The organism is Reinekea marinisedimentorum, assembly GCF_004341165.1.
In the GTDB taxonomy this organism is placed as follows: Bacteria; Pseudomonadota; Gammaproteobacteria; order Pseudomonadales; family Natronospirillaceae; genus Reinekea; species Reinekea marinisedimentorum.
The window spans coordinates 257,817-273,054 of record NZ_SLZR01000002.1; the positions used below are offsets into that span (position 1 = coordinate 257,817).

Consider the following 15,238-nt stretch of genomic DNA (forward strand, 5'->3'; position numbering starts at 1 on the left):
CCTTTCTATAAAAACTGACCAATTGAACAATTTCAAGACTATATCGAACTCAACCGCAAATACCAAACGATTCAGTGCTCGATATGACTGCGATGCAGACTATCTTTGAAATGCCCGTTTGTCAGCAGCTTTAACCGACAAATCAAAACAAACCGGCAATCAGTGAATTAACGGCTAAACTTTGAAGTAATTCACACTTTTTACTCAATTCGACAGGCCCCGCCCTTCCCGGTGAAGCCACTAAGCACCTATGACAAACGGTTCCCAAGCACCTGCCCAACAAGGCTTTATTCAAACCGCAGGGCCATCGGCTGCGCACATTCTTCATGCCCGGCAGCGCTTTATGCAGGTGAATGCCGGTCGTATACAGCGTCTGCGCGAGGGTTTACAGCCCAGGCAGCAGCAGTGCTTTGACCTAATTCCGCTGTTGTTCCACCTGAACTATGACGGCCTGCCGGGTTTTTCCGGCAATGAAACCCCTTTTAAGATAGCTAATTACCAGCCAGACGACGCACTCATTAAGCAATTACAGGGCTTAAGCCGGCAAAGAATCCCGACTCAGCACCTGGTTGCCAAAGCGCAGCTTTCAGCGCTGTACCTGATGGGCTCCAGCGGCAGTATCGGGCATTCCACCAGTTCGGATCTGGATATTTGGCTGTGCTACAACAGCGAGCTAAGCAACGTTGCCATTCATGCCCTGGCTGAAAAGGCAGAACGCATTTCCGAATGGGCCGCAGACTTTAACCTGGAAGTTCATTTCTTTTTAATGGATGCGCATAAGTTCATTGGCGATGAACAAACCTCTCTGACCGGAGAGAATTGCGGTACCACACAAAAGGTTCTGCTACTGGATGAGTTCTACCGCACAGCGCAGCTGCTTGCCGGCAATATTCCGGCCTGGTGGCTAATCCCGGCTGCCTGTGAAGAGAAATATACCGAAACCCTAAACGCCTTCTACGATGAGGGCCTGTTGCGCAAGGATGAATGCACCGATTTTGGCGGTATTTCCTCGCTACCCGGCGGCGAGTTTATTGGCGCGGGTATGTGGCAGATCTATAAAGCGATCGACTCGCCGTACAAGTCAGTTTTGAAGCTGATTCTGCTGGAGATTTATGCCCGCGGCTATCCGGAAATAAACAGCCTTGCCCACACCTACAAGAACACCATCTACCGAATGCAGCTGTCACTGGATGATCTTGACCCATACATCATGCTTTACCGGAGAATTGAGGGCTACCTGAAAGAGCGCGGGGAACATGAACGGCTGGAACTGATTCGCCGCTGCTTTTACTACAAGGTCAGCCTGAACCTCTCACGCACACACCGCTCACATAACTGGCGGCGGCAACTGATGGATTATCTGGTCAACGAGTGGGGCTGGGACGGAGCCAAACTCAGGCATCTGGATAACTTCCGCAGCTGGAGCATTGAACAGGTCATTACCGAACGCAAAGGCCTGGTCACCGAATTAACCCGCAGCTATCGCTTCCTGACTGAATTTGCCTCTGAACATGGCAGTGACCACCTGATGAGCCAGCGCGATCTGCTGGTGCTGAGCCGTAAACTGCACACCGCGTTTGACCGCCGCCCCGGAAAAATAGACTTTATCAACATCGGTCTGGATACCGACCTGAGCCATGAAAAGATTCACTTTCAGGAGCGTGAGAGCAAGCAGGAGCCCGGCGTCTTTTTATGGGCCGTTTACAACAAGCCCATTGAAGACCAGCCGGCACCCCTGAAGTACTCCAAAAGCCTGCTGGAAACCATGCTGTGGGCACACCTGAACGGCTTACTCAGCGCGCACCTTCATTTACCGGTCTACCCCTCACAGGAAAAAGTAACTGAGTTTGAGGTGCGCTCAACACTCGCCTCCATCCGCCAATACATTCCTTACCCCCGCCCGGAAATCAGCAGCCAGGCCTACAACCACCCGGCTCAGCTGACGAAGATTGTAATCTTCCTGAATTTAGGCCGAGACCCGTTGCATTACCTATCCACCAAGGGGTTACAGAAGATTTCTGCACGCAGCGACAGCCTCGATTTTAGCGCTCAACGGGAAAACCTGGTCGTCAGCCTGGATATGGTACTGGTGAACAGCTGGGGAGAAACCGTGGTTGAGCGATTCACCGATGAAGATGCACTGCCCAAGGCATTGAAATCGCTGATCAACCGGCTGAAAAAACAGAATGGCCTGAGCAGTCCTGCCGTTGAAACGGTGTGCCACAATCCAACCCGGCCACAAGCTATTGCGGCACGCGTACGGCAGCTGTTCAGCGACGCACTGGAAGCCGTTAACTCACCTCATTCTTCCGAAAATACCCGTTTTGTCTTCAGTGTGCGCGATAAATACCAGGTGTTTCAGTACTTCCGCCGGGTGACGAACTATGTCGCAATTGAAAGCACTGAGGAATTGATACAATTTTTGGGCGCCGAGCAGGAAAGCTACAGCCCGGTGGTGTTCGACCCGCAACACAGCGACGAGAACAAAGCCATCGCTGAGCTGTACCGGCTGCATGAGGCCAACTGCATCAGCCTTTGTATCGAGCACTTAGAGGACGAGTCGGTCATCAATATCATCGATGAGCATGGCTCTCTGGTTCAGTTTAAGCAGCCCCAACAAAGCATGGCGACGGCACTGTCGCCAATCGTACGCTTTTTAAAGGTGACCGAGCACCGGCAGCGAAGCAATACGGAAGCGGAGCATATGCCGGAACGCAGCATTCGCTGTTATCAGGTCAACCGCCACGGCAAACAGGTTAAGCTGGAAAAATTAAAGCTTGGCGGGCTGATCACCGAAGGCCGGTTCATCAGCGTGCAGGTTAATGTCGATATTTCCGAAACGGGAGAGCAGGACTATTACATCGTTTGCAACGAGAAGGAGTTCAATTCAAACCTGTTGGGGCAGGAAATGTTTTCTGCCCTGGCTTCGTATGTTTTGGGCTTGCGCGCATCCGGCACGCGATATCCGATCTACATCACCGAAATCGCCATGACCGAAGCCATCATTGAAAGCCTGCCCTATGGTCACGATCAGACCCGGCATTACATTGATTTAAAACTGAAGATTGAAAAACGGATCAATCATGGATTGACCCTAGATTAGACGAGCGGGATAACGTGGACGTGCGCCGTTACGACAACCGGCTGAGCAGGGATTCCAGGTAGTCCAAATCCGGAATGACAGCCTTACCCAAAGCAGTAATAACCGGCATTTTTTCCGCCTGGCCGGCTACGGCCTGGTTGTCTTCACGGACTTCTGCCTCGGTTAGCCTGACCATTCTGGGAATGCCCTGCACCACGACCGCATAAAACTTATAGCGGCTTTGTGCGCTGACGGTATTGAATACGGCAATACGGGCTGTTTCTGAATCCTGCGCGTGAACCTGACTGTTAGCAATTTCAAAGCTCAGTACCGGCAGCAGCTCGCCACGCCATTCGATAGCCCCAAGCGCCCACGGAGGGCTGTCGTTCATTGACTGCAACTGGCCATAAGGAATCACTTCCGCAAGCACGACGTTAGGCACCAGTAAGCTTTTGTTCTGAACAGGCACCAACAGGCTGGAAACGTTATTGCTTTCCGCCTTGCTGGACAAACGGGTAGGTGTTTTCATTAAATCGATCCTTTTATCAGGTCGCAGCCTGACTTTTATCAGCAAGCCATTCTATTAGTTTTTCTGCTATTTCTGCAGGTGTACCGCGCCAATCTACACTGCCGGTTTCTGCAGCTGAGTCTGGCATTGAGCTTTGTACGCAACTTGCCGCAGACTGTGCCCATACCTCGCCACCATTCTCTTTGACCAGCGCAGCTCCGATAGCACCATCACTGCCCATGCCACTGAAAATAATGGCGTTACAGTGGGCGCCATATTTTTCCGATACGTTTTTCAGTAACTGATCCAGGCTCGGTCCATAAGGGCCGCTCCATTCATTGTTCTGCCAGAGAATGCCGTGATTATCGGTGAAGACAACTTCGTTGGTCACCGGAACAACAAAGACCTTTCCGTTCTCCAGCTGCAGTCCATGATCCGCCATCTTCATATCCAGCGCGGTATGACGGCCAACCGACTGAACCAAAGAATCCAGGCAGCCGGCATCGATATGCTGGGCATACAGAAAAGAAGCCGGAATGTCTCCGGGCAGCAAATCGAGCAGATCTTTCACGGCCTGAGGTCCACCCAGCGAGGCACACAATACCCAGACATGGTTAACGTCGGTTCGCGGAGCCCGCTTTAAGGCGTCTGGCAGCGAGAAGATAGGTTGCTCGGGCTTTTTATCCAGCAGGTCAAGATCCACATCCGGTGCCGATGCGGGCTTACTCACGGTTGGCGCAAGGGCATGCAGCTTTCGATGAATGCGCTTGAGCCAGCGGCTGTAGTTATCGGAATTCTTCGTGGGAATGACAGCATCGCCGAACAGAACCGGCACCTCGACCAGCTCCACCACCTGATTAATAAAATCGGCCCAGCGATCGTCTTCTTCAAGCTCAATGGCCCACAACCGAATGGTTTCGTTTGTGAGCAAATTTGTATCCAAGCGCTCTGGCGAGGTATTTACCGCAACCTCATACCCCGCATCAGCAACAGCTGTCTGCATCTGGTGTCTGACCAACGGGGTTGAAGCAATAATACCCACTCTGTTGAGCTTGCCTTTCATGACAGTCCCTACTGCTCACTCAGCAAACGATCAATCGTTTCCAGCAGCGGGCCTTCCTGGAAGGGCTTACCTATGTATTCGTTGACACCAATAGAGATAGCCCGTTCGCGGTGCTTGCTGCCGGTACGCGAGGTAATCATGATAATCGGCACATGCTTCAGCCGTTCATCGTGACGCACGCGGGAGGCAACCTCAAAGCCATCCATATAAGGCATTTCGATATCCAGCAGAATCAGATCGGGAATTTCTTCGATCATCTGATTGATGGCATCGGCACCATGCTTGGCCAGCATCACATCCATACCATTACGCTCAAGCAAGCGGCTGGTTACCTTACGCACCGTAACCGAATCATCACACACCATAATCTTAGCCGGGCCTTCCTTGCGGCGTTCCTGATCAGGTGCTTCTAACGCAGCCACGGGCTCTGCAAAGTGAGCCAGCACCAGATCAGAACGGATCAGTGCGGACAGATCCAGAATAACCACCACCGAGCCATCACCAAGAATGGTGGCACCGGTGACGCCCGGAACCTTATTGAACTGAGAACCCAGGGTTTTTACCACGATCTCCCTTGAGCCCAGCAGGCGGTCCACGTGCAGCGCCATGGAATGGCGATCGTCACTGCCACGCACCAGAACCAGCGGCACGGAAGTCTCGATCAACGATGTGTTCGGACGGGCCGCGGTATGCAACAGCGAGCCCAGGTATTCCAAACGGTACCTGCCGCCGCCGTATTCAAACATTGGCGCATTCGGCTGGTAGTATTCCTCAAGTTGTTTAGGCGTAACCCGGACAATACCTTCAATCGATGTCAGCGGCAGGGCATAGAGGTCATCCTGCGATTTCACCATCAACGCACGGTTAACCGATACGGTAAACGGCAGGCGAATGGTAAACAGAGTGCCGCGTCCGAATTCAGAATCGATAGAGATAGAACCACCCAGCTGTTTCACTTCTGAGTTCACAACGTCCATACCAACGCCGCGACCGGAAATTTGCGTCACCTTGTCAGAAGTACTGAAGCCCGCCTCAAGAATAAACTGCATGATTTCCTGACTGTTCAGGCTGGCACCTTCCTGCATCAGCCCACGCTCAACAGCCTTGGTTCGAATCGCGTCTTCATCCAGACCCTTACCGTCATCTTCGAGGCGCAACACAATCTCACTGCCCTCACGCGACAGGTTCAGGCGGACAATACCCTTGCCCGGCTTACCATTGCTTTCGCGTACTTCAGGCATCTCGATGCCGTGGTCAACAGCGTTACGCAACAGGTGCTCCAGTGGCGAAATCATACGTTCCAGAACGCTCCGGTCGACTTCACCCTCGGCGTTACCGACCATGAAATCAACCTGCTTACCCAGCTCTCCGGATACCTGCCGCACAATACGGCGTAAACGAGGCAGCAAGCGGTTGAACGGCACCATGCGGGTGCGCATCAGACCTTCCTGCAGCTCGGTATTGATTCGGCTTTGCTGCAGCAGAATGGTCTCTGCATCGCGGGTTTTATCGGTCAGCGTCGACTTAATATCATTAAGGTCGTATGTGGCCTCCATCAAAGATCGGGACAACTGCTGAATTTGCGAGTAGCGGTCCATCTCCAATGGGTCGAAATCTTCGTAGTTGGTTTCTTCAGCACGCTCCTGACGGAAAATAATCTGTGCTTCCGTTTCCATATCCAGTCGGCGTACATGATCCCGCAGACGGTCGATGGTCTGATCCATCTCCGTCAGGGTAAAGGAAAAGTCACTGACTTCCTGCTCCAGACGGGCTCGGGAAATGGAGGTTTCACCCGCCAGGTTCACCAGGCCTTCAAGCAGACTCGCGTTTACCTTAACGGTTTCCTGCGGCAGATTGCGTTTCGCCGTTGCCGGCTTGGCGGAATCCGGTGATGCCACCTTGGCCTTGAACGGTAAAACGTTGGATTCGGGTGCATTTTCCACAACCGTCAGCCCAACGTTCTCAGCAGGCTCAGCGACAACCGGCAGTGTACTTTCTACCGGTGTATTCTCTTCCACCGGTGACTCTGCAGCGACCGCACTGTCTTCTGTACTGTCGTCTTCATCCAGTTCCGGAACCATTTGAATAACGCTGGGACCGAAACCACCGGCATCCGCACCCTGCTGCTGCATCATGTGCTGCAAAGCTTCCACATAGGACACCAGCTGGTCCTGACGGTTAAGCACTTCAGCAAAGAAGGCGTCATCAAGTGGCAGTTTGTCTTGCTGCGCACGGATGATAAAGGTTTCAAAGTCGTGACTCTGGTCACCCAGCTCGAGCAACCGGGCCAGTCGGGAGCCGCCTTTGAGTGTGTGCAGCACGCGCTTCATTTCATCGGCATGCGCTTCGTTATCCGGATTTGAACGCCATTCTTCGATGGCATTTTCGAGCTCATGCAGCAATTCACCGGCTTCATCTATGAAGATTTCCAGAATGTCATAATCAACATCTTCCGCCAGATTGAGCTCTACTGTAGGCGTCAACTGACCCTCTTCCGGCAGATCATCCAAAACGGGGTCTGTTAGCTCAGCCTCGAATTCTGCTTGCGGCTCAGCCGGTTGATCATAGGTGTTTGATTCTACAACGGTGTTTTCCGGCTCCAAGCTTACGCCCTGCTCCGGCATTTCAGGTTGAACAGGCGTTAATACGACCGGCTGTAACGGCGCTCCCGGGTTCTTACGGAACCGGGCGATGGCTTCGACTAAATCCGGAGCCGACATGCAGGTCATACTGGATTCAATGTCACCCACCATGCTTGCCAGGCGGTCGTGACATTGTTGCAACAGACCCAGCAGGCTCTCGGAGTATTGATACTGCCCCTGAGCCAGGCCTTCATAGAGGTATTCAAGCTCATGAGCCAGGTCACCCAGCGGGCTGACTTCAGCCATGCGGGCACCGCCTTTCAGCGTATGCAAATCACGCTGCAGCGATTCAACCTCCAGGGTATTTTGCGGGTCGTAGCTCCACTGCTCCAGCGAGGTCTGAATGCTCTCCAGAATATCGTTGGCTTCCTCCAGGAATATGCCCACCAGATCAGGATCACCATCAACACTGAGTCGCTCAGCCTGCAGGTTTAGTGCTTGCTCATTACCCTGCGGCAGATCAAAAGGCTCGGCCTGAACCAACGCTTCTTCAGGCTGTGCCTGAACCTCGGCATCAGCCACATCCAACACAGGAATGCCTTCCGGCGCCTGCAGTGTTTCAACAAAATCCATCAGAGGAGCAATGACCTCGAACGGAATGGCATACAGCTCGTAGAACTGCTTCAGGCGCTCAGAGAACATAGAATCGGAACGGATAGACTGACCAGCCGCCAGGCGATCCATCATAGAGATCAGCGATTCATGACCATCGTAAGCCAGTGAGAAGAACTTCTCTTCCAGAATATAGGGGTTAGCCTCGGCTGCCGAATACAAAGAGCGCAGTTCATTGCTCAATTGGGACAGCGGCATCAGGTCAACGGATTTTGCCGCTTGCGAGAGAACGTCCAACTCGGTAATCAGGGTTTTGGCAGCGTTGGCAGATTCGCCATGATCACGCCAGTTCTCAAGAATGGACTCTGCGTCCATAACGATATCCATACTCTCAGAAAGGAATATAGACATCAGGCTGGCATCGTCGCCATGAATTTCCGGGCTTTGCATCGAAAGGCCAGACTTGTATTCATTCACCTGAGCAATAAATTCAGCAGCTTCTACTGAGAGATCTTCGACCAGATCTTCGCTGGAATAGCTGTTCACCAGCGAGACCATGCGCTCAAGTAAAACCACAAACTCACTGCTGGCGACCGAACTGCTTTCCTGGATATCTTTCACCAACGTTTCCATTGGCTCGACGACATCGGCAATGGATTCCATAGCAGCCATATGGGCAGAGCCTTTAATGGTGTGCAGTGCACGCTGCAGTGCATCCGGTAACTTGCGGTTTTGCGGGCCATCCTCGATATAGCTTTCAATGTATTCCAGGTGAGAGCCGAGTTCGTTTTTAAAGATCTCGAGCAGACTGAGTTTTGGTTCTTCCTCAACTTCCGAAGCCAGATAGAGTTCATCGTCATCCAGCTCAATCTCTTCCAAGTCAAGGTCTTCAAGCTCGGAGCCATCAAACCCGGAGCTACCCAGTTCTGTGTCATCAAAATCGATGACCGTTTCCCCCGGTTCATCAATTTGCTCAACGTCGGGAACATCAATTTCAACAACCTCTGCAACGGGAACACCGAGGGTTTCAGGCTCCACAGCTTCACCTGCGGGCTCGGCTGACTGCACTTCTGCCGGGGCAACGATTTGTTCTGACTCAGCACCATTATTCTCTGGCCAGACAACCGTCTCACCGCGCGACAGTGCATGGGCAATCTCACTCAGTTGGTCGGCACGGGCAGTATCCGGCTTAACTTTGTCTTCAAAGGCCTTAACCAGGCCAGGCAATTCAACGATCACCTCATCGACAACCCGAATCAAATCCGCTGTGCGCTGAATGCTATTGTCGATTAAGCGGTTAAGCATATTTTCAACCGACCACGCGGTTTCACCAACCACCAACGCGCCAACCATGCGGCCGCTGCCTTTTAGGGTATGGAACGCGCGACGGAATTCAGTCAGTGCTTCGCTGTCGTCCGCGTTATCGCGGTATCTCGGGAAGAATTCGTTGATCGTTTCAAGAACTTCTTCCGCTTCTTCTATAAAGATTTCCAGAATGTCATCGTCAATCAGATCGTCTTCCGGTTCACTCGCAGCTTCAGCAACAGGCTCTTCAACCGCTGGCGCTGTCTGTTCCTGCTCGCTGTCAGCAACTGTATCTGCGCTGCCAGGCGCCAGACCACTTTCCGACTCTGCTGTGAATTCGGCAAACAGGTTCAGGGAATCATCCGGCGTGACTTCTGAATCAAAAGCTGGCTGATCGAATAAATTGTTTTCCTCAAAGCCATCTGCAGTCAGTTCCGCGACCGGTAAATCATCCCAGCCATCGTCAACATCGGTGACATCTGCAACATCACTTTCACTCAGTTCAATAACAGTGTCGAACATACTGTCATCGGAGCTTTCTTCCAGTGCTAAACCTGAATCGCTTAAATCGATAAGCGATTCATCCAGAGCGTTGTCTAATTCCGACTCATCAATGGAATCGAAATCAATGTCCAGATCCAGTGGTTCCGCGACAACCTCATCGTTATCGAACTCGACATCAGTTTCAAACTCAACAGAATCCAGTCCAACCTCTTCAGCTGAGACCAACACGGCCTCAGCCTGGTCAGCGACATCCGGCTCAACAACTGCAGGCTGCTCATCACTCTGCTGCGGTGCTTCCTCGGTTTTTTGCGTCAGGAACACGTTAAGGCCAAGTCGGTTCAGTGACTCTGCTGCACGTTCCAGAATCTCTATATTGGTCTGCGCACCGTCACGACTGATACGTTCCAGATAGTATTCGATACCGACCAGAGAGTCGGCCAAAGAGTCGAGCTCGGACCACTGAGGGCGGTACTTATCGTTAATCAGGGTATTCTGGATATAGCTCTGCGCCGCCGCGATGATCCGGCCGGCGTCGTTCAGCGGCACCATCAGTAACCCGCCACGAATAGCGCCCAGGATGGCTGGCGCTTCTGCCAGTTGGGAGGCATCGAAATGACTGCCGATATACTCAACGACAGACTCTTTTACCTGTTCAATGCCGGTACGGGCTTCGCGGATGACAGCACCGTAGGCGCTGTTGACATCAATGCTGATATCGCTATGTTCCGATTCAAGATCGGCGCCGCTGGCAATGCCGCCAAGCGTGGCTTCGATATACAGCAGTGAACCTGCCATATCCATCAACAGGCCGTCAGGAATTTCGCTGCTCTGCTGAGTTGTTTCAATGAGTTCCAGCTGATCTTTCATGACCCGGCGCGGGTTTTCCAGGCCAACCACCGCCATGGTATCGCTGAGCTGCTGCATAGGCGCAACCAGGCTGCTCAGCTGAATGGAATCGGTCACATTTGTTCTGACCATCAGGTCGAGGGAATCTTTCAGGCGACTCAGCTCTTCCAGCAAAGCGGCAACAACGCTGTTCACCGCTTTGGTGTCAGGCCCCTTCAATCTGGCCTGCTGGTGCTTAATATCCTCTTCCGAAGGCAATGAATCTGCCAACCGATACTGACTGCGAATCTTTTCAATACGATCAATACGGCTGTCTTCGATCTTTGCCAGATAAAACAACAGGTTCTTTAACAGGCTGCTGGACGGGAACTGCCGGGCAGTTTCCAGAGGATCACTCTGCAGCTGACGCAGACTGTAGTCGACATCACGCAGTACCTTGGCGGTTGCCGGTGAACGCTGGATATGGCCAGTTTTGATACCAGCAACGAAGGCATCGACGATCTTCCACAGCGCAGCCATGTTGGTACGCTCAGTCAGGCTACTGACACGGGCGACCGACTTGGTGAGGAACTCCAGGCTGGTGTCCACCTTGTCGTCTTTCAGCCAGCCGAGTAACGCCAACTGGTACATCTGACGCAGCTTTCGAACCAGCTGAACGGTTCCCGAATGATTGATGTTGTCGTAATTAGGCTCACCCACCATGCGCTGAGCAGATGAGAGGTCTGGTGAAAACAGCGCTGTTTCCGAAAGCAGACCGACACCGCGAGCCGCTCGCAAATCATTCAACAGAGGCAGGATAACAATCGGAAGATCCTGCTGACCCTGCTTAAGCTGATCCAAATAATGAGGCAGCTGAATAATGGCCTGCATTAAGATTGCGAGGTTATCGTTATTCGACGGAACCGCACCATCAACCATGGCCTGGTTCAGTAATTCCATCTCTTCAGCAAGCAGTGCGGCTCCGAAAAACTCAACCATCTGGAGCGTACCGAAAACCTGATGAATATATGCCAGGCTAAACTCCAGTCGATTGGTATCATCTGGAGACTCAGCAAAAGCTTCCAAAGCAAATTGAGCCTGCTTAAGAGTTTCTTCTATTTCGCCTTGAACCCACTCAAGTGCCACATAATCTCGGCGCTCAGTCATGCCGATATCCCCGTGTATTATTTTCGTTTGAAATAAGCCAATACGTGTTCACCTGGCACTCTGGTTAATTCGGGATGACTCCAATCAACCATATCGCCCAATCCAAGCACCAGTAATCCACCGGGGGCCAGGCGATCTGCCAATTCTGTAACGATGTCTTTTCTGCGCCATTTCCTGAAGTAGATCAGAACATTCTGGCAATAAATGACATCGAGATTTTTAAGCGGTGAACCCGCCAGCTGCAATAAGTTCAATCGTACAAAGCAGGTTCTGTCTTTCACTGATTGCACGATCTGGTATTTATGGCCCTGCTGTGTGAAATAGCGTCCGGTCAGAGAGCTGTCTATCGACTCCAGTCTGCGAGGGCTGTAACTGCCGGCATTTGCCAGCGACAACGCCTCGCGGCTGATATCGGTACCGGTAACCCCGTAGCGGGTAGCATTTGCCTCCGGAGTACTCGATAGCAATTCCTGAGCAGTAATGCCCAGGCTATAGGCTTCTTCACCTGAAGAGCAGCCCACGCTCCATAAGCTCAATGGCGCGCTGCTCAACTTAAGCCGATTCTGCAAATGGTCTTTAACTAAAGAGAAGGCAACCGGGTCCCGGAAAAATCGTGTTTCCTGAACCGTTAAGCGATCCATGAGCCTGTTCCACTCGATCAGGCCGGTATCGCCATCACAGATGTGGTTGTAGTAAGCCAGATAATCGTCAAAACCCACCTCTCGCATTCGAATGGAAAGGCAGGTTTTTAGAAAACTGCGTCTTTGCTCTGGTAACTGAAGACCTATACGCTCTTCAATAATATCCTGCCAGGTAGCAAAGGCAGCATCGGACAATTCTGGCGCTTGATTAACAGGCAAAGCCATACGCACTGATCCGGTTTGCTGATTCACTAACTGATAGAGGCCGTATCCTCTTGGATATCAACGATCGACAAGGTTTCAATTTCGTCGTCGCTTTCCGGCAGTTTAAAGCCGGCAACTGAAGACTGCAGGTCGTTAGCCAATTGAGCCAAGTTACCAATAGATTTCGCCGTTGCAGTCGTACCCGCAGATGTCTGCGAGGTAATTTCCTGAATAACGTTCATCGTATTGGAAATGTGGCCAGCGGAAGAGGCCTGCTGACGTGCAGCGTTAGAAATGTTCTGAATCAGGTCTGCAAGGTTCTTCGATACCGATTCAATTTCTTCCAGTGCAACACCCGCATCCTGTGCCAGACGGGCACCACGTACCACCTCGGCAACCGTTTGTTCCATCGAGATTACCGCCTCGTTGGTATCGTTCTGAATGGTTTTAACCAGCGCTTCAATCTGCTTGGTTGCCGCCGAGGAACGTTCTGCCAGACGCTGTACTTCGTCCGCTACCACCGCGAAGCCTCGACCGGCGTCACCCGCCATAGATGCCTGAATGGCAGCGTTCAATGCCAGAATGTTGGTCTGGTCAGCAATGTCGTTAATCAGGGATACGATGTCACCAATTTCCTGTGACGATTCACCCAGTCGTTTAATACGCTTCGAGGTTTCCTGAATCTGTTCACGGATGTTGTCCATGCCGTTGATCGTGGCCTGTACCACGTCGGCACCTTTCTTCGCGATCGCAACCGATCGCTCTGCAACCGCGGCTGATTCGGCGGCGTTTGCAGATACCTGGTCAATCGACACAGCCATTTCGTTAACAGCCGCAGATGCACCGGCAATTTCCTGCGCTTGGTGCTCAGATGCTTCAGCAAGATGCATCGCCGTTGCCTGTGTTTCTTGAGCAGCGGAAGATACCTGCACAGCCGTCGTGTTAATGGACGATACCAGTGTTCTCATCTGGTCGATCGCGAAGTTAATCGAGTCGGCAATGGCACCGGTAAAGTCTTCGGTTACTGTTGCCTGAGCAGTGAGGTCACCATCTGCCAGGTCGGCAAGTTCGTCCAGCAGACGCAGAATTGCGTTCTGGTTTTGCTGGTTGGTATCAGAGGTTAACTGCAGGTCTCTTTGTGTTTCACGGTAGGTTAAAACCGCCATCACGATAATCAGGACAATAGCCAGACCAAGGAACATACCCGCCCAGAGAGCACCAAAGCCGCGGCTGTCTGCTGCGGACTGAATGTCATTCGCCAATTTAGAGGATAGATCCAACAGGGTTTGAGAGTCAGAGAAGATAATACCGGCCGCTTCACGTACCTGGAACAGTTCAGGTGAAGTCGACATAATTTGCGTTACCGAGCCGGATACATATTCAAAGATACCGGCGATATTGCCCAGTGCGTCGGCAGCTTCAGCGTTGGTGATTTTATCAACACCGATTGCCGGGTCACCAAAGCGCATACCATCCAGAACTCGCTGGAACAATACAGCGTCACGTTCAAAGGAATCCGCGGCCATTACCGCGCCTTCACCACCAACCAGAACCTTGTTAATCGATCGAACGATACGTTCAGCCAACCAGGACTGACGCTGGGCCAAAGCAACCTGCGTCGGGTCAGAATTGTCGCTCAGCATGATTTCAACAACTTCATCGTATTCAACCTGAAGCTCCGGAATACGCTCAGCCAGCGTTACGGCCGTATTGTGAAGTGCCAGCAATGTTGCACGCGATTCAACAATCAGGTCTGCCGAGTCACTTACGCGAATCCAGACGTTGCCCAGATCGTTAACATTTACGTCCGGCGCATGCGATGTAACAGACGGCATGCCGGTGGTTACATTACCGTTAAGAATATAGTTCCAGCGGATTTCAAACTCAGCACGGGCTCGCTGAAGCAATGAGAATGCCTCTTCTTTACCAGCCGACGCTTCAGATGAGTTCTTTGCGATCTCCTGGGACAATACACGAAGCTCACCAGCATTCACCAGCAATTCAGTATCGTATTTGGATTTATTCTGGTTCAGAACCAACACTGCCACTGCTGCAATCAGCAGCGCTACTACACCACCCAATAGCAAACCAACGCGCCCGCTGGTTCCTAGGTTGGTAAACAGGTTTCCCGTCTTTTGCTTCATTTTCGAACTCCAGTTTGGCCTCTGGCTGCCATCTAAAAAAACTTAATAATGAAAGGGAAATGACTATCCAGCCACATCCTGAAACTTATCATTCTCGGTCAGCATTCCCATATTGAAACGAGACCAGGTAATGCTGTCTTTAACAAAGTGTCCACTGACAAACGGTTTGATGGACTCAGGCATATCAGGCACTTGGTCGCTGTAGCTATCGATTGGAAAGTACTGCATGCCATCCACACCATCGACAACCAATCCGTCAGATTGCTCATCTTTCTCAACAACCAGAATTCGGCGACTACGAATCGGAACACTGGTTTCGTTGGACAGAAAAAGTCCAAGGTCGATCAGGGGGATCAGGCGGCCGCGAATATTCGACACGCCCAGCACCCAAGGTTTAACATTGGGCAAGCGAGTGTAAGCAGGAACCCGCAGGAGTTCCGTGACCTCACTCATAGGTGAGACAAAATGATGGCCTCCTATCCGGAAGCCAATACCGCTCCAGGTTTCAGCAATCTCCTGCTGTTCGGGCAAGCCAACTGCACTGGACCTAACTCTTGAATCCAGTTTTCTTAATAATGAAAGCGGTGTTTGATCAGCCATC

Annotated in this window: 7 protein-coding genes; 1 reads left to right on the top strand and 6 read right to left on the bottom strand. The window is 51.9% G+C overall.

Annotation, left to right across the window (positions count from 1 at the left end; all coding sequences use genetic code 11):
- The first annotated feature begins 250 nt into the window (after nucleotides 1-250).
- Complete coding sequence (locus BCF53_RS03480; protein ID WP_132699928.1) at nucleotides 251-3,103, top strand: class I adenylate cyclase; 2,853 nt, start codon at nucleotides 251-253, stop codon at nucleotides 3,101-3,103.
- Nucleotides 3,104-3,131: 28 nt separating this feature from the next.
- Here the strand turns inward: BCF53_RS03480 and BCF53_RS03490 are convergent, their stop codons facing one another.
- The 6 genes from BCF53_RS03490 to BCF53_RS03515 all read right to left on the bottom strand — a co-directional run bounded on the left by BCF53_RS03490 (nucleotide 3,132) and on the right by BCF53_RS03515 (nucleotide 15,237).
- Nucleotides 3,132-3,611, bottom strand: coding sequence for a chemotaxis protein CheW (locus BCF53_RS03490; RefSeq protein WP_132699930.1), 480 nt, complete (start codon nucleotides 3,609-3,611; stop codon nucleotides 3,132-3,134).
- Nucleotides 3,612-3,627: 16 nt separating this feature from the next.
- Nucleotides 3,628-4,653: a chemotaxis protein CheB gene (locus BCF53_RS03495; RefSeq protein ID WP_132699932.1), complete on the bottom strand. Its 1,026-nt coding sequence runs from the start codon at nucleotides 4,651-4,653 to the stop codon at nucleotides 3,628-3,630.
- 8 nt (nucleotides 4,654-4,661) lie between these two features.
- Complete coding sequence (locus BCF53_RS03500) at nucleotides 4,662-11,648, bottom strand: Hpt domain-containing protein (protein WP_132699934.1); 6,987 nt, start codon at nucleotides 11,646-11,648, stop codon at nucleotides 4,662-4,664.
- 17 nt (nucleotides 11,649-11,665) lie between these two features.
- Nucleotides 11,666-12,514 (bottom strand): CheR family methyltransferase, encoded by an 849-nt coding sequence (locus BCF53_RS03505; protein ID WP_132699936.1) that lies wholly within the window; start codon nucleotides 12,512-12,514, stop codon nucleotides 11,666-11,668.
- Between the two features lie 26 nt (nucleotides 12,515-12,540).
- The gene (locus BCF53_RS03510; protein ID WP_132699938.1) at nucleotides 12,541-14,637 is read right to left on the bottom strand and encodes a methyl-accepting chemotaxis protein; all 2,097 of its coding nucleotides are present in this window, start codon (nucleotides 14,635-14,637) and stop codon (nucleotides 12,541-12,543) included.
- A gap of 63 nt (nucleotides 14,638-14,700) precedes the next feature.
- On the bottom strand, nucleotides 14,701-15,237 hold the full coding sequence (locus tag BCF53_RS03515; RefSeq protein ID WP_132699940.1) for a chemotaxis protein CheW: 537 nt from the start codon (nucleotides 15,235-15,237) through the stop codon (nucleotides 14,701-14,703).
- Nucleotide 15,238 lies beyond the last annotated feature (1 nt).

Bases quoted from the DNA above. Each gene is read 5' to 3' on its own strand.
- BCF53_RS03480 (WP_132699928.1), top strand. From the start codon at position 251: ATGACAAACGGTTCCCAAGCACCTGCCCAACAAGGCTTTATTCAAACC.
- BCF53_RS03490 (WP_132699930.1), bottom strand. From the start codon at position 3,611: ATGAAAACACCTACCCGTTTGTCCAGCAAGGCGGAAAGCAATAACGTT.
- BCF53_RS03495 (WP_132699932.1), bottom strand. From the start codon at position 4,653: ATGAAAGGCAAGCTCAACAGAGTGGGTATTATTGCTTCAACCCCGTTG.
- BCF53_RS03500 (WP_132699934.1), bottom strand. From the start codon at position 11,648: ATGACTGAGCGCCGAGATTATGTGGCACTTGAGTGGGTTCAAGGCGAA.
- BCF53_RS03505 (WP_132699936.1), bottom strand. From the start codon at position 12,514: ATGGCTTTGCCTGTTAATCAAGCGCCAGAATTGTCCGATGCTGCCTTT.
- BCF53_RS03510 (WP_132699938.1), bottom strand. From the start codon at position 14,637: ATGAAGCAAAAGACGGGAAACCTGTTTACCAACCTAGGAACCAGCGGG.
- BCF53_RS03515 (WP_132699940.1), bottom strand. From the start codon at position 15,237: ATGGCTGATCAAACACCGCTTTCATTATTAAGAAAACTGGATTCAAGA.